The organism is Advenella kashmirensis W13003, from assembly GCF_000506985.1.
GTDB lineage: Bacteria > Pseudomonadota > Gammaproteobacteria > Burkholderiales > Burkholderiaceae_B > Advenella > Advenella kashmirensis_A.
In genome coordinates, this window is the sequence record NZ_KI650979.1 from 480,260 (window position 1) to 495,403 (window position 15,144).

Sequence of the window (15,144 nt, forward strand, 5' to 3'; positions counted from 1 at the left end):
TCATATACAAAAGTCACTAGAATCGTCCCCAGACAACAAATCTGAAGGAAAGAAACTTTGACTTCCACAAACTCACATGGTCCCTTGCACGGGCTGCGTATTCTCGACCTGTCTACCGTTATCGCGGGACCCTATGCATCGACCCTGCTGGCGGACTTGGGTGCAGATGTTCTGAAGGTAGAGCTGCCCGGCAAGGGTGATGGTCTGCGAGCCCTGGCTCCGCATAAGAACGGCGTCCCCCTTTGGTGGAAGGTCACTAATCGCAATAAGCGCGGCATCACGCTCGATCTGCATAAACCGGAAGCACGGATAGTGCTGGAACGACTGCTACCCGAATGTGATGTGATTGTCGAAAATTTTCGGCCCGGCACCCTTGATCGCTGGGGGATCACTAAAGAATGGATGCAGAAAATAAATCCGCAACTGATCATTCTGCGTATGACCGGTTTCGGGCAGACCGGGCCCTATCGGAACCGTCCTGGCTTTGCTCGCGTTTTCGAATCAATGAGCGGATTTACCCGAATGTGTGGTGAAGAAGGCGGTCGGCCATTGCATTTGGGCTATCCGATTTCCGACGCAGTAGGAGGACTGTTCGGCGCGATTGGCATTCTGGCCGAAATGAGTCGATTGCGCACACAGCCTGACAGCAACGGTCAGGAGATTGATGTGTCAGTGACAGAGGCCATGCTGCGAACGCTGGATTTTCTCGCCATTGAGTACGATCAGTTGGGAGCGACCAGGGTCGGTTCAGGCAATCTGAGCCAATACGCTGCTCCCGGAAACATTTACAGGACGAAAGACGGGAAATGGGCGTCCATTGCCGCATCGACGCAGAGTATCTTCGAGCGACTATGCCTCGCCCTGGAGCTGCAGGATCTAATGCACGATCCCCGTTTTCTGGACAACCCCACCCGCGTCGCGCATCGAGAGGTGCTTGATGAGATATTGTCCGAGCGTATCGCCAGCCTGCCCCTCAAAGAGCTGCAGCATAGACTGGAGCAGCAGCAAGTCGGATTTTCCCCCATATACGACGCGTCCGATGTCATGAAAGACAAGCATTTTCAAGCTCGTCAAGCGATCGTCACCGTAGAGGATGATGAATTGGGACCGGTGCGCATGCAGTGCGTTGTTCCCCGCTTTTCCGACACACCGGGGAGAATACGCTGCGCGGGTCCACGCATCGGACAGGATAACGACAAGGTGTATGGTTCGCTCGGCTTCAGCGACCAGGATATCGAAGAAATGCGGCGTCAAGGCACCATATAAGCACACTACTAAATAGTGCATTTACGATAACCGGAGGAGACAAATAATGAAACAGCTGATTTTTTTTCTATTGATGACGATTACCGCTACACTCGCCCATGCACAAAGCGACAAGGTGAACAAGATTATTGTTGGTTTTCCTCCCGGGCAGGCGACCGACCAGGTTGCTCGTCTTCTCGCGCAAGAGTTGTCGCAAGAATTGAAAGAAAATTTCATCGTGGAAAACAGACCAGGCCAAGGTGGCAGCGTAGCGCTGGCAACGCTGGCTCGCAGCGAACCAGATGGCAACACCATGGTGTTAGCGGCGCTCGCGTCGCTCGTGGTCAATCCTCATCTCTATAAAAATGTAGGCTATGCGACACTGAGCGATTTTGAGCCCGTTGCCTTGGTGGCAGATCTTCCCATGCTCCTGGTGGTCAATCCCAAACTTCCGGTCCAATCCTATAAGGAGCTGGTCACGTACGCCAAAGAGCACCCGGGACAGTTGAACTATGCGTCTTCGGGCAACGGAACGCTATCACACCTCGGAATGGAAGAACTCAAACGAAATACCGGCATGCAGATTGCACATATTCCGTATTCGGGAAGCGCCCGTTCGGTTGCCGATGTCGTTGGCGGCGGTGTTCAGATGGTCATCGATACTGTGGCTGTCACGCAGACACAAATACGGGCCGGAAAATTACGCCTCCTGGCAACGACTTATTCTGAAAGACTACCGGCCTTCCCCGATACCCCGACCATCGCCGAACAGGGAGTGAAAGACTTCAGGCTCAGCGCATGGCTCGGCCTGATGATGCCTCAAGGAACCCCACCCGACCGCGTGGCCAGAATAAACAAAGCGGCAATGAAGGCAATTCAATCGGAATCGGTACGGAACAAGTATGCGGCTCTAGGCGCCGTGCCCAGGACAATGCCTACACAAGCATTCCGCCAATTTATTGCAGCTGAGTATGAACGTTGGGGCAATGGCGTGCGCCAAGCCGCTTTAACGGTTGACTAGCGCCTCAAAAGCGACGCCCCTAAATGGCTAATTCAAGCAAATGCCAATCGAATAGTATTCAGAGTCATACCAGAGAATCACAGGAGAAATAATGTTCAATGCATTGAAGATAGACAACGACGAAACGGGCTACCGCACTGTTCACACTCGAATTGACACTACAGAACTACCTGAGGGAGACGTTTTAATTGACGTTAAATATTCGACCCTCAATTACAAGGATGCGCTGGCGATCACCGGGAAAGGGCCGGTCGTACGCCAATTCCCAATGGTGCCCGGTATTGATCTGGCCGGAACAATACGGGAAAGTAGTCATCCCAATTTCCAGCCAGGGGAAGACGTTATTTTGAATGGCTGGGGCGTGGGCGAGACACATTGGGGCGGGCTCGCACAGCAAGCGCAAGTACGGGGCGATTGGCTCATCCGGCAACCCAAAGGCGTGACAGCAGAACAGGCCATGGCAATTGGCACGGCGGGCTACACTGCAATGCTTTGCGTCATGGCGCTACAAAAACATGGGCTTGAACCCAGTGATGCAGGTATCCTGGTTACGGGCGCCGCTGGCGGCGTTGGCAGTGTAGCGGTGGCCATACTAAGCACACTCGGCTACCATGTTTTGGCATCGACCGGCCGGCCCGAAGAAGCGGACTATCTCACACGGCTGGGCGCAGCGCAGATTATTGATCGCAATACGTTAAGCGCACCCGGCAAGCCACTGGCAAAGGAACGCTGGGCAGGTGCTGTTGATTGCGTCGGCAGCCATACATTAGTGAATGTATGCGCAGGAACCCGTTATGGCGGCATCGTCGCTGCATGCGGGTTGGCACAAGGAATGGATTTTCCAGGCACGGTCGCGCCGTTCATCTTGCGTGGAGTTACATTAGCCGGTATAGATAGTGTGCATTGCCCCTCTGATCGCCGCCAACAGGCATGGGACTTGATTGCACGCCATCTGGACCCAGGCAAGCTCGCAATAATAGGCCAGCAGACCGTCTCGCTGGACGAAGCACTTCCTTTGGCAAGCGACTTATTGGCAGGAAAAGTGCGTGGCCGGGTGGTAGTGGATGTGAATCGTTAATCCTGTAACGCTCCAGGATTACCCAAGTGGGCCGCGATGACGCAGCGGCACCAGCCATCGGCTCATTTTCGGTTAACGAGCTCATCTCACTTCCCGATTTTAGAGCTGGCGCCACGCAATCCTGCACGCTTGATAATGCCCGCTATACGACCATCCCCTTCGGCCGCAATGATGAATTTCTTCAGCGCTGGCAACCCGGCATCTCGCCCCTTCGGAATACCGGCAGCGAAATACTCCATATCCCAGTGTCCAGGCAGCACTTTGGATCCCGGGATAGCGTCTGACATCTGAAAAAGAATCGCATCATTCGTGGCGAAAGCCGCTATTTCTTCACGTTTTAGCATGTCGATCGCATGGGCGAGCGTGTCAATTTCGCGGATCTGCAGCTTTGGAAAAAGCTCCGTTAATGCTTTTGCCGTGCTGCTTCCTTTGCTCACCCCCACTAATGCATTGGAAGCGGCAAGATTATCAATAGCGGTATATTTTGAATCAGGTGGCACAAGAAAACTTTTCTCTACCTCCATAAAGCTCGGAGAAAAATCCATGTTTTTCTTGCGAGCCGGCGTCGCGTTGGTCACGCTAAAATCAACCTCTCCTGTCTTAATGGCAGCCAGCAGAGCAGCGTTATTCGGAAAAATGACAGCCCTGGATGGGACACCGAGCTGACCCGCCAGCGCTTTGCCCAAATCATATCCCACCCCTTTGTTTTCTTGTGGCGTTGAGCCTTCGATAATAGAGGTCGGACTCCCTTTGTATACGCCAACCAGCAGCGTTCCTGACGGAGCCAGAACGGTTTTTGCCGCCGCATCACTCTCGTCTGCATAAACAGCCGCTGAGTTTAATAACAAATGAATACTGAACAGGCAGATTAGGGCGCTCTTTGCCGCCTTAACCATACCCGAATGCTGAATAGTCATGTCATGTCTCCCGATTTTTTCTGTTGAACCACAGAATCATTATTAACGAGTAGCAAAATGTATTTGCTCACGTCCATTCTCGGGCAAGCCGCTTATACGGTCTAATACTATTTAACACTCCAACTTATATGATTTTCGAATACCAGTAGATTGCCGAATTTACCGATTTCGCAACCACCGAGCGCAAGCGCTTGGGCGAAGTTGTAAAAGTGGGGAAGATGCGGGCAAATTAAGTTAGTTTTGCGTTATACGATTTAATCCGGTCGTTATAATCGAAGGCGTTCATGCCGTGCTATAGTTTCTCCCCATGACGCCTCCCTCTTTAAGCCCCAATCCATTGCTGGGCACGATCAAGATCGCTTCAAAGGGTGATATTTACGCCTGGATCTACGAAGCCATTATTGAGCATCGATTGATGCCGGGGACCAAGCTGTCCGAAGAAAAAGTGGCTGAACTGTTTTCCGTCAGCCGCACCCAGGTACGAGGCGTCCTGCAACAGCTTGCCGTGGAGCAACTGGTCACACTCGTTCCCCATCGCGGCGCGTTCGTCACTACGCCCACGGCAGAAGAAGCTCGCGATGTGCTTGAAGCGCGACGCACGCTTGAACCGGCCATCGTGCGCAGACTGGTACAACGCATTTCTGCGGGTCAGGCACCGGAGGCAGTAAAAATGCTGCGTGCCACGCTCAAACGGGAGCAAAAGGCCCATCGCACGGGCGACCGGCGTATGGCGGTGCGTCTATCCGGGGAGTTCCACGTGCAACTGGCTCAACTTTCGGGTAGCGCGATTATGGCGCGTATGATCCGCGAACTGACCCCGCTGACCTGTCTGGCTATTCTGGCTTTCGACGTGTCCACTCAGGTGGCCTGTCCCAACGACGAACATGAGCGCCTCGTGGATGCGATCGAAGCGGGTCTTGCTGACGAATGTGCTCAACTTATGCTGCATCACCTGGCTCACATAGAAAAGTCGCTCAATCTGGATGCGTAGATACGCACGCTTCGATAGCCTCTTTGGCTAATATTCCCTGCCTCATCAGGGTGCACTTTAAAAAAAATGCACCGATAGATCAATCTTTAAGCTTTTAACGAAATTGTATACAGTTTTTATTTTTTTATACGTCAACAACAAATAATAATTATTTGTTTAATTTCAATAGCTTAAATATAATAAAAAACACAATAGATATCCTATTAAATTGGATACAAAAATTGGCATGATGTTTGCTTTGAAAGATGAGCGAAGCTTCCCCACTCATCTTTCAGGGATATTTTTATGTTCAAAACCATCACGAAATTTATCGTTGTCGCCTCGGCCGTGCTCATCGCCGTCGCGCCCATTGCCCAGTCTCATGCCGCGAATCCCATTAAACTGGGCTACGCCAAATGCGCACACTGTACGCCGCTGTCGCTGGTGCCTGAAAACGCTGAAGGCGGCGCCAAAATCGAAGCTATTTCTTTTAACACAGGCAACGACGTACTCACCGCACTCATGGCCAAGAGCATCGACGTTGCCCAGCTTACCTATCTGCATTACGCCATCGCGCTGGATCGCGGTTTTGATGTGGTAGCCATTTCAGGGCAGATCAATGGCGGCTCACAAATTCTGGTAGGTAACGACCTGCCTGTAGAACCGGGAAATTGGGCTGGCCTGAAGGCGCTCATTGCCCAGTACAAGTCTGATAAAAAGCCATTTCGAGTTGCGGCATCGCGGGGCAATGCGCAAGACATACATATGCGTGGTGCCTTTGCCAAGCATGGTATTGATATCAACAAGGACGTTCAGTTCGTCAACATCCCCAACCCTTCTGACCACGTACAAGCACTGCGTCGGGGTGAAGTCGAACTGATCACCTCGGTTGATCCGTTTGCCTCGCAAATCCGCAGTCTCAAGGCTGCCAAGTTTTTCGACTATCCATACGATCAGGCGGCAGGCAAGCTGACCAATCTCATCCTGACTCGTTCCGATGTGATCGCAAGCAACCCCGACGGCGTGGCAGCAATTGTGAAAGCCATCGTCAAAGTCAACGGCATGATGATGCAGGACAAGGCACTGTTCGCCCAAACAATTCACAAGGTGACCGGTCTGGATTTGACCATCGCTGCCGATGCGGTCGGTAACCTGTATCCCGATTATGCCATCCACCGCAAGGAAGCCCTGGCCGTCGCCACCATGATGCGTGACCTGAAGTATATCGGTTCCGACGTGTCCGCAAAGGTGGAGCAACACCTTGACTATCGTTTCCTTGAGCAGGCGACAGGCAAAAGCAAAAATGAGTTGGGCTATTGAACCCTTAGCAGGAAACGCAAGCCATGAATTTGTTCTCTTTGATCTATAAGCGTATTGAGCGCGGCATCGTCCCTGTCCTGTTGTTAATCGGCTGGGAAATCTTCTCGCGATCCGGTGTATTGCCAGCGGCGTTGTTACCAGCGCCGTCTCAGGTACTGGTCGCCTGGGCGGATTGGATTTTCGGGACGGACGGCAATACCCAGACCTATTCGGGTCGCTGGTTCTTCGATGTGCTGCACAGCTTTTGGCGGGTTCTGGCCGGATTTACACTGGCCGGCCTGCTTGGCGTTGCGCTAGGTATGGGTATAGGCTGGTCTCGCACCATAGAGAAGTTGATCGAGCCCATACTGCAGATGTTGCGCCCGATTCCACCCGTCTCCTGGATTCCGCTGGCGATTATCTGGTTTGGCATCGCAGACCGACCCGCCATATTTCTGGTATTTCTGGGCGCGTTCTTTCCGGTGCTGCTCAGCACAATCCATGGCGTGCGTAATTGCGACCGAAATCTGCTGCGTGCGGGCGCGATGACCGGAGGCAAACCGCGTATGCTGCTTCGCCATATCGTGTTTCCCGCGGCGCTCCCCAGCATTTTCTCAGGCTTGCGCATTGCGGTAGGCTCGGCCTGGATGCTTACCGTGACGGCTGAAATGGTGGCCGTAAAAAGCGGTGTGGGCTATGTACTGTGGGACTCGTACTACTTCCTGCGCTACGACATAGTCATTTCAGCCATGGCCAGCATCGGGTTACTGGGATTTCTAAGCGATCTGGCTATCAAACGTTTCGCCGGACACGTACTGCGCTGGCAACGTGGTTCCGTACTCAACGCTAATTAGGAAGAAATATGACACTCATTACAGTAGACAAGGTGTCCCGAATCTACGACGACCGCCAGCGCAAGACACAGGTCACCGCCCTTGACAACGTCAGCCTGACAGTGGGACGCAACGAATTTCTGTGTCTGCTTGGCCCCAGCGGATGCGGCAAGTCCACATTACTCAATATGATTGCCGGTTTCGATATGCCCACTCAGGGCACCGTCAATGTTGGAGGTCAGGTTGTACAGGGACCCGGTGCGGACCGGGGTGTGGTCTTTCAGCAGCCAAATCTGATGCCCTGGCTGCCCGTCTGGGAAAATGTCGCATTTCATTTGAAAATGCAGAACATGGGCAAAGCATTGCGCCGGGAGCGCGTGCAGCGCTTCATCGAAATGGTTGGACTCAAAGGGTTCGAGAACCATTTCCCCAGCGAGTTATCCGGCGGGATGAACCAGCGCGTGGGCATTGCGCGCGCACTGCTCATGAACCCGGAAGTTATCCTGATGGACGAGCCGTTCGGCGCGCTGGACGAACAAACCAAGATGGATATGCACGCTGAACTGGTTCGCATCTGGCGCGAGAGTAAAAGCACCATCGTCTTTGTCACGCACGGCATCGACGAATCTCTCGCACTCGGCACACACGTGGCAGTGATGTCGGCTCGACCGGGAAGAATTCGTGAATTGATCCCGATCGAACTGGATCGTCCGCGCGACCCCACCAGCGCCGTTTTCAACGACTACAAACGGCACATCCTTTCCTTGCTGCGGCCCGAAGCGCCGCGGCCTGAAGCTATCAATTTATCTCATAATGAATCGCACCATGTCTGACTTTGATCTCGTGATCCGCAATGCCCGCGCTGTAACTGCCAGTGATATTTTCCTGTGTGATATTGGTGTACGCGATGGCCTCATCGTGCAAGTTGGTCAGAGCCTTGGAACCGGAAAATGCGAAATTGATGCCGCCGGACGCTATGTCACCCCCGGTGGAGTAGATGGGCATTGCCATCTGGACCAGCCTCATGCAGAACCCATCCGGATGGCCGACGACTTTGATACAGGCACGCTTTCAGCCGCTTGCGGGGGTACCACAACTGTCATCCCGTTCGCGGCGCAGGCCAAAGGTCAATCCCTGCGCGCTGCCGTGGACGATTATCACAAGCGTGCAGGCGGCAAAGCGCGGATCGACTATGCATTTCACATGATCGTCAGCGACCCCACACCCACCGTTTTGCACGAGGAACTTCCGGCGCTAATTCAGGAGGGCTATACCTCGTTCAAAATATACATGACCTATGACGACCTGAAACTTGACGACGGACAGATCCTGGACGTCCTTTCGGTCGCCAGAGAATACGGCGCGATGTGCATGGTGCATGCCGAGAATGCGGACTGTATCGAGTGGCTCACTCGCAAACTCGAAGCGGCCGGGCGCGTCGCGCCGCGTTTCCACTCCCACGCCCGACCCATGCTTGTCGAGCGCGAAGCGACACATCGCGCCATCGCCTTGTCCGAACTGGTCGATGTGCCGATTCTGGTCGTACACGTTTCCGGTCGCGAAGCCGTGGAGCAGATTCGCTGGGCGCGGGGGCAGGGTCTGAATATTTATGCTGAGACTTGTCCGCAATACCTGTTTCTTACAGCGGAGGACCTGGGTATCGATGATCAATACGAAGGCGCCAAATGTGTCTGCAGTCCACCGCCGCGCGACAAGTCCAACCAGCAGGTAATCTGGAACGGCCTGGCCGACGGCCTGTTCACCGTATTCTCATCCGACCATGCCCCCTACAAGTACGATGACGCTGCCGGCAAAAAACCCGGTGGCAAGGAAGTAGCGTTTCGTCATATTCCAAATGGCATACCGGGACTGGAGACCCGCATGCCCCTTTTATGGTCCGAAGGCGTCATGGCCGGTCGCATCACGCCACAGCGTTTCGTTGAGTTGACTTCGACCAATGCCGCCAAAGCCTATGGTTTGTACCCACGCAAGGGAACATTATCCATCGGCGCCGATGCGGATATGGTCATCTGGGATGAACGCGATCTTGAAATCCGCAATAGCATGCTGCATCACGCAGTGGACTACACGCCGTACGAATCCATGCACCTGTCAGCCTGGCCGGGTGTGACGCTGTCGCGAGGCGAAGTCATCTGGGATGGCAGCCAGGCTTCGTGTCCGCCGGGCCGGGGCAAATTCCTGACGTGTGATACGCCGTCGCTCGCGCCACGCAAGCTTATGGAAATCTGAGACCAGACTATGACAAAAAAAATTCGACTCGGCATGCTGACGCCGTCATCAAATACCGCGCTGGAACCTATTACGTGCGCGATGGTCAGCAGTTTGCCCAATGTCACTATACATTTTTCGCGATTCAGGGTCACAGAAATATCATTGCGCGGCCCGGCGTTAAATCAGTTCGATCTTGACAATATCCTTTCTGCCGCCCGACTTCTGGCCGATGCCCGGGTCGATGTCATTTCGTGGAACGGTACATCGTCCGGCTGGCTTGGTTTTCATCAAGACAAGATGCTTTGCCACAAGATTACAGAGGCGACCGGTATTCCTGCCACAACGTCGGTACTGGCCCTGAACGAAATACTGAAGAAAAAAGGGATAACGCGCTTTGGTCTGGCGACCCCCTATTTGAGCGACGTACAAAGTCGCATCATTACCAACTATCGGACTAGTGGCCTGGATTGCAACGCCGAGCGTCATTTGGACCTTCATATCAATTATGACTTCGCACAAGTGAAAGAGGAAACCATACGTCAACTGGTACGAGAGCTGGCCAAAGAAGACGTCCAGGCGATCAGTACGTTTTGCACCAACCTGCACGCCGCGCACCTGGCCGAAGAACTCGAAGCGGAAACCGGCATTCCCCTGTATGACACGATTGCAACGGTCATGTGGAAATCTCTGAGACTGGCCGGCGTGGATACGCGTGCCCTGAAGGACTGGGGAAGCCTGTTTCGGGAGGTTGATTGAAATGAAACTGCTCGTCGTCAACCCTAATATCAGCGAAACAGTGACCGCTTTGATCCATGCAGAAGCACGACGATCGGCATCGACTGATACCCTCATTACCATGGCCACTGCCCGGTTCGGCATGGCCTATATCGAAACACGCTTTGAAGCGTTGGTCGCAGGTTACGCGACAGCTTGCGTGACAGCAGAACATGCGGGCAATTTTGACGGCCTGGTGGTCGCTGCGTTTGGAGATCCTGGCCTGGCGGGTTTGAAGGAACTGTTTGACGTACCTGTGGTTGGCATGACCGAGGCTGCGCTAGCCAGTGCCTGTCTGCTCGGCCAGCGTTTCTCCATCATCGCCATCTCCCATCGAATTGAAGCCTGGTACAGGGAATGCGTGGCTAGCAATGGCTTGAGTTCCAGATTGGCCAGCATTCGTTCTTTGGACTCCAGATTGCAACACATTGACACGATACAGCAGGATCACGCCGCCCGCCTGGAAATGCTTTGTCTGCAGGCTGTCCATGAAGATGGCGCCGACGTGATCATCGTCGCGGGCGCACCCCTGGCCGGCCTGGCGCGCACGCTCAGGGAAAAAATACCGGTGCCGGTGGTAGATGGCGTCAGCAGTGCCGTGCGACATTGCGAATCACTCGTTTCGCTTCAAATTTGCACCGCTCGCGAAGGCAGCTTCGCTGCGCCACCCAAAAAACTGAATACCGGACTGCCTCCTGCATTGGTTCGGGTCTTCAACAGAGAGTGACCAAAACCGGCAAGCCGCAGAGGCGCATCGTGATTGCATTTTATTAAGGTTGTTATGACAACACTCATTACAGGAAGTTCTGGATTTGTCGGTCTGGCGCTGACAGAAGAATTATTGCGGATGGGCAATCACGTCGTCGGGTTCGATACGATTTCACCGTCTAGCCAGGCATTGGACGTTTTTGCTGCATTGCCTGGAAAATTCTCGTACTGCGTCGGCGACGTACGTGATCCATCGACCATAGAAGCTGCACTCTCTTCCCACCAGTGCGAAAACCTGGTGACCCTGGCCGCAGTCACTGCCGATGAATCGCGAGAACGTCGACAGCCCGGTTTGATTTACGATGTGAACGTCGCCGGCGCACTGAACGCTATTGAGATCGCGACACGATATGGTGTCTCTCGATTCGTCCATTTAAGCTCGGGCTCTGTATATGGCGAAAGTGGTTACGCAGGCGCGATACTGCATGAAACTAATACGCCTCTGCATCCAGAGGGTTTATACGGTCACTCAAAGCAGGCAGCCGAGATCGCTGTATTGCGATTGAAATCGCTTCATGCAATTGATCTGGTAATAGGCCGCCTGGGAACGTGCTTTGGCCCATGGGAACATGACACCGGATTCCGGGACACCTTAAGTGCGCCATTACAGATACTAAAACTTGCCTTCAGCGGACGCACCGCTATTCTGCCCCGCGACAGTGTCCGCGATTGGCTCTATGTCAGAGATGCGGCTGCAGGCATTTTCTCTCTCATAAACACACGCCAATTGCCACACAGTATTTATAACATCGCAACGGTTCTTGAATTTCCACTCTCGTCCTGGTGCCGAAAACTGCAAGCCCACCTGCCCGGGTTTCAATGGCAGATAGCTAAAACAGGGAAGCCATGCAATGTGCATCTATATGGTGGCCGGGATCGCGCGAGCATGGATATAGGCAGACTGTTGGCCGATACGCGGTTCAAACCGTTATATGACCTGGATAGCGCGTTCGACGATTTCATTTCCTGGAAAGAGACGGTCGAAAACAAGAGAATGCCAAACGAGCTATAGAAACAAGGAATTGAAGATCATGAAGATACAGGACAATTTTAATCTCTCCGGAAAAGTATGTATTGTCACTGGCGCTGCCTCCGGTATTGGCCGCGCGATCGCGATACGCCTTGCCCAATCGGGTGCGTCCGTGACCGTGGCCGATGTAACAACCGACGTCATTGAAGGAGGAGAGCCTACCGCTAGCATGCTGGAGAAAGCCGGATTTGACGTTCAGTTCAGACATACCGACGTGGGATCCACTGCAGACGTCGAGACGCTCATCAGCGACGTAGTAGACCGCTCAGGCAGGCTTGACATCCTTGTTAATAATGCTTGTGTTCGCCATGCGCGTCCGCTGCTTGAAATGGATGAAGCACAGTGGCACCATATCCTCAATATCAATTTATCTGGTGCATTCCGGTGTTGCAAAGCATCCGTCCGACAAATGATCAGGCAAAGCGCGATCGATGACGTACGTGGCCGAATCATCAACCTTTCATCCCAGCATGGCATCATTTCGGCTCCGGGCGACATTGCATACGGAACCAGTAAGGCTGCAGTGGCCTACCTGACTCGCCAAATCGCATCAGACTACGCCGCGCAGGGCATTGTTTGCAATGCCATAGCGCCGGGAAAAATTCAAACCGGCGCTGGCGGTCGGGCGGCAGACCCGGCCGTGCTCGATCGGGCAATCAGCAGAACACCGTGGCCAAGACTGGGACGGCCGATGGATGTAGCCAACGCGGTCCTCTTCATGTGTAGTTCTTCCTCAACGTTCATCACCGGTGCCGAGCTCATGGTCGATGGTGGATGGATGGCTGCATAAACCAGAGCGGAAAAAAAAGTTAGCGTTATCATCATCATTGTGGTCAAATCCATACTTATCGACCAGTACGCCTTAAAGACAAACTAATGACCCCCGTCTCCACCCTGGCCCAGGCATACGCCGCCTTTGACGCCGTCAACAGAACCGACCCCAACACCTTTGCCTGGCAGGGCGAGGACTGGCCGCGCGAGCTTTTCCTGGCGGAAAAACTGACTGAATGGGTTCTCCTGCTTGAACCCGATGCTTCCGAACCCTTGCAACTGGCGGCCCGCTGCCAGCATATCGGTCGCTGGCAAATCCCCCGGCACGACTACCCCGAAGGGCGTATCGGCTACCTTACGTGGCGCAAGGCGCTGGCGCACCATCATGCAGACATGGCATCCGGCATACTTCGCGAACTGCATTACGACGACAATACAATTGGGCAGGTGCAGGCGATTCTGTTGAAACGCGGCATCAAGCAGCATGCCGATGTCCAGGTCATGGAAAATGCCCTGTGTCTGGTGTTCCTGCAATATCAGTTTGAATCATTCCGGCTGGAAAATGAAGAGAAAATCGTGGGCATTATTCAGAAGTCGCTGCTAAAGATGGACGACGTGGGACGCCAGCACGCGCTGCGGCTTGAATATAGTCCCGACGGGATTGCGATTATTAATCACGCCCTGGCGAGGCTGTAGGCCAAACCCTATACATCGGCACAATCCCCTTGTGCACATACCCTCCAGCACTATCGATCGCGACGACAACCGGAAAATCACGAACCTCAAATTCATAGATTGCTTCCATACCAAGATCCTCGAAAGCAACTACGCGAGATGCCGTAATCGTTTTGGCAATCAAATACGCCGCCCCACCGACTGCGCTCAAGTAGGCCGTCCTCGTTTTTCGAATCACATCAATGGCTTGTCTGCTGCGCTCTGCCTTGCCAATCGATACCATCAGCCCTGCCTTTTCAATGAAATCCTCGAGATACGCATCCATCCGATTGGATGTTGTCGGTCCGGCAGGTCCCACCACTTCATCGCCGACAGCGTCGACTGGCCCGACGTAATAGACAGCACGCCCGGTAAAGTCGACAGGCAAAGACTGATCCTCATGGAGCATATTCACGATACGTTTATGGGCAGCATCGCGCGCCGTGAGCATTTTCCCTGACAAAAGCAGCATATCGCCTGCCTTCCAAAGTCGAACCTCTTCTATCGTCAAGGTGTCCAAGTTCACAGCGATAGCTTCGCCAGCATTGACGACTTCCGGGATATCTGCCCAGAGCGTTTCATCATGGACGGGCATGCACGCCGCTGCACTTCCGTCCAATTCAAATGTCATATAGCGGGTGGCGGCGCAATTAGGCACAATTGCAATAGGAAGCATAGCGGCATGACAGGGAGCGTGCCGGAGTTTGATATCCAGGACAGTCGATTTGCCTCCCAGCCCCTGCGCGCCGATATTCAGTTCGTTATTGATGCGATCGTACAACGACAGTCGCAAACGTTCGTAGTCATCAAGGTCAGCTTTGTTCCTGAGCTGCTGGATATCGATAGGCTGGTGCAGCGCTTCCTTTGCCATTCGCATGGCTTGTTCCGGGCTGCCCCCCAGCCCAATGCCGAGTACACCCGGCGGACACCAACCCGCACCAAGCTTTGGCATTTGCTCCAGAACCCATTCTTCGACTGATTCATTCGGATTCAACATGGCAAACCGGGCCTTGACATCGCCCCCACCGCCCTTGGCGCTGACGGTCACCCGCAATGTGTCGCCCTGGCACATGGAGATATGCAGCACGGCTGGCGCGTTATTGCCTGTATTCTTGCGCGTACCGAGTGGTTCTCTGACCACAGTGGCACGCAGCGGATTGGCGGCATCGGTATAGGCTGCAACCACCGCGTTGTCCGCCACGTCCTGCAAAGAGGGCATGGGCGTTATGTCAGATGAAAACCGGACATCCATGCCGATTTCCATGAAGACATGTGCAATGCCTGTGTCCTGGCAGATCGGGCGCCTGGCCGCTGCACTCAGTTTGCTGTTGATCAGAATTTGCAGAATGGCGTTCTTTGCATAGCGGTTTTCTTCTGCGATGTATGCCTCCTTCAGCGCACGGATATAATCCGGCGGATGATGATGACTGACATATTGCAGCGCATCTGCAATGCTTTTTTCCAGATCTTCCAGACGGATTGTTTTCATGTC

Annotated in this window: 15 protein-coding genes; 13 read left to right on the forward strand and 2 right to left on the reverse strand. The window is 53.7% G+C overall.

The features are described 5' to 3' along the window. Positions 1–57: 57 nt before the first annotated feature. The 3 genes from W822_RS26385 to acuI all read left to right on the forward strand — a co-directional run bounded on the left by W822_RS26385 (position 58) and on the right by acuI (position 3,344). The gene (locus W822_RS26385; RefSeq protein WP_024003519.1) at positions 58–1,266 is read left to right on the forward strand and encodes a CaiB/BaiF CoA transferase family protein; all 1,209 of its coding nucleotides are present in this window, start codon (positions 58–60) and stop codon (positions 1,264–1,266) included. Between the two features lie 46 nt (positions 1,267–1,312). Continuing rightward, positions 1,313–2,266 (forward strand): Bug family tripartite tricarboxylate transporter substrate binding protein, encoded by a 954-nt coding sequence (locus tag W822_RS26390; protein WP_031242047.1) that lies wholly within the window; start codon positions 1,313–1,315, stop codon positions 2,264–2,266. Positions 2,267–2,357: 91 nt separating this feature from the next. Next, positions 2,358–3,344: an acrylyl-CoA reductase (NADPH) gene (gene acuI / locus W822_RS26395; protein WP_024003521.1), complete on the forward strand. Its 987-nt coding sequence runs from the start codon at positions 2,358–2,360 to the stop codon at positions 3,342–3,344. A gap of 86 nt (positions 3,345–3,430) precedes the next feature. Here acuI and W822_RS26400 read toward each other — a convergent pair whose 3' ends face one another. Next, positions 3,431–4,261 (reverse strand): transporter substrate-binding domain-containing protein, encoded by an 831-nt coding sequence (locus W822_RS26400; RefSeq protein ID WP_024003522.1) that lies wholly within the window; start codon positions 4,259–4,261, stop codon positions 3,431–3,433. Between the two features lie 307 nt (positions 4,262–4,568). Between W822_RS26400 and W822_RS26405 the strand changes: the two genes are divergently transcribed. The 10 genes from W822_RS26405 (at position 4,569) to W822_RS26450 (ending at position 13,634) form a co-directional block, all read left to right on the forward strand. Then, positions 4,569–5,252 (forward strand): GntR family transcriptional regulator, encoded by a 684-nt coding sequence (locus tag W822_RS26405; protein ID WP_155848071.1) that lies wholly within the window; start codon positions 4,569–4,571, stop codon positions 5,250–5,252. 285 nt (positions 5,253–5,537) lie between these two features. Further along, positions 5,538–6,551, forward strand: a complete 1,014-nt coding sequence (locus W822_RS26410; RefSeq protein ID WP_031242050.1) for an ABC transporter substrate-binding protein — start codon at positions 5,538–5,540, stop codon at positions 6,549–6,551. A gap of 23 nt (positions 6,552–6,574) precedes the next feature. Further along, complete coding sequence (locus tag W822_RS26415) at positions 6,575–7,384, forward strand: ABC transporter permease (RefSeq protein ID WP_024003525.1); 810 nt, start codon at positions 6,575–6,577, stop codon at positions 7,382–7,384. Between the two features lie 8 nt (positions 7,385–7,392). Then, positions 7,393–8,196, forward strand: a complete 804-nt coding sequence (locus W822_RS26420; protein ID WP_024003526.1) for an ABC transporter ATP-binding protein — start codon at positions 7,393–7,395, stop codon at positions 8,194–8,196. Next, positions 8,189–9,613, forward strand: coding sequence for a dihydropyrimidinase (hydA, locus tag W822_RS26425; RefSeq protein ID WP_024003527.1), 1,425 nt, complete (start codon positions 8,189–8,191; stop codon positions 9,611–9,613). The genes W822_RS26420 and hydA overlap by 8 nt, the downstream gene beginning before the upstream one ends. Positions 9,614–9,622: 9 nt before the next feature. Next, positions 9,623–10,351, forward strand: coding sequence for a maleate cis-trans isomerase family protein (locus W822_RS26430; RefSeq protein ID WP_024003528.1), 729 nt, complete (start codon positions 9,623–9,625; stop codon positions 10,349–10,351). Position 10,352: 1 nt separating this feature from the next. Next, positions 10,353–11,096, forward strand: a complete 744-nt coding sequence (locus W822_RS26435) for an aspartate/glutamate racemase family protein (protein WP_024003529.1) — start codon at positions 10,353–10,355, stop codon at positions 11,094–11,096. A gap of 33 nt (positions 11,097–11,129) precedes the next feature. After that, entirely contained in the window at positions 11,130–12,149 is a 1,020-nt protein-coding gene (locus W822_RS26440; RefSeq protein WP_253272213.1) for an NAD-dependent epimerase/dehydratase family protein, read from the forward strand. Positions 12,150–12,168: 19 nt separating this feature from the next. Beyond that, the gene (locus W822_RS26445; RefSeq protein ID WP_024003531.1) at positions 12,169–12,957 is read left to right on the forward strand and encodes an SDR family NAD(P)-dependent oxidoreductase; all 789 of its coding nucleotides are present in this window, start codon (positions 12,169–12,171) and stop codon (positions 12,955–12,957) included. Positions 12,958–13,043: 86 nt separating this feature from the next. After that, the gene (locus W822_RS26450; protein WP_024003532.1) at positions 13,044–13,634 is read left to right on the forward strand and encodes a DUF4202 domain-containing protein; all 591 of its coding nucleotides are present in this window, start codon (positions 13,044–13,046) and stop codon (positions 13,632–13,634) included. On the opposite strand, the gene W822_RS26455 is transcribed toward W822_RS26450, so the two are convergent. Then, positions 13,609–15,141, reverse strand: coding sequence for a fumarate hydratase (locus W822_RS26455; RefSeq protein ID WP_024003533.1), 1,533 nt, complete (start codon positions 15,139–15,141; stop codon positions 13,609–13,611). The genes W822_RS26450 and W822_RS26455 overlap by 26 nt on opposite strands. Positions 15,142–15,144: the final 3 nt, after the last annotated feature.

Bases quoted from the DNA above. Each gene is read 5' to 3' on its own strand.
- W822_RS26390 (WP_031242047.1), top strand. From the start codon at position 1,313: ATGAAACAGCTGATTTTTTTTCTATTGATGACGATTACCGCTACACTC.
- acuI (WP_024003521.1), top strand. From the start codon at position 2,358: ATGTTCAATGCATTGAAGATAGACAACGACGAAACGGGCTACCGCACT.
- W822_RS26400 (WP_024003522.1), bottom strand. From the start codon at position 4,261: ATGACTATTCAGCATTCGGGTATGGTTAAGGCGGCAAAGAGCGCCCTA.
- W822_RS26405 (WP_155848071.1), top strand. From the start codon at position 4,569: ATGACGCCTCCCTCTTTAAGCCCCAATCCATTGCTGGGCACGATCAAG.
- W822_RS26410 (WP_031242050.1), top strand. From the start codon at position 5,538: ATGTTCAAAACCATCACGAAATTTATCGTTGTCGCCTCGGCCGTGCTC.
- W822_RS26415 (WP_024003525.1), top strand. From the start codon at position 6,575: ATGAATTTGTTCTCTTTGATCTATAAGCGTATTGAGCGCGGCATCGTC.
- W822_RS26420 (WP_024003526.1), top strand. From the start codon at position 7,393: ATGACACTCATTACAGTAGACAAGGTGTCCCGAATCTACGACGACCGC.
- hydA (WP_024003527.1), top strand. From the start codon at position 8,189: ATGTCTGACTTTGATCTCGTGATCCGCAATGCCCGCGCTGTAACTGCC.
- W822_RS26430 (WP_024003528.1), top strand. From the start codon at position 9,623: ATGACAAAAAAAATTCGACTCGGCATGCTGACGCCGTCATCAAATACC.
- W822_RS26435 (WP_024003529.1), top strand. From the start codon at position 10,353: ATGAAACTGCTCGTCGTCAACCCTAATATCAGCGAAACAGTGACCGCT.
- W822_RS26445 (WP_024003531.1), top strand. From the start codon at position 12,169: ATGAAGATACAGGACAATTTTAATCTCTCCGGAAAAGTATGTATTGTC.
- W822_RS26450 (WP_024003532.1), top strand. From the start codon at position 13,044: ATGACCCCCGTCTCCACCCTGGCCCAGGCATACGCCGCCTTTGACGCC.
- W822_RS26455 (WP_024003533.1), bottom strand. From the start codon at position 15,141: ATGAAAACAATCCGTCTGGAAGATCTGGAAAAAAGCATTGCAGATGCG.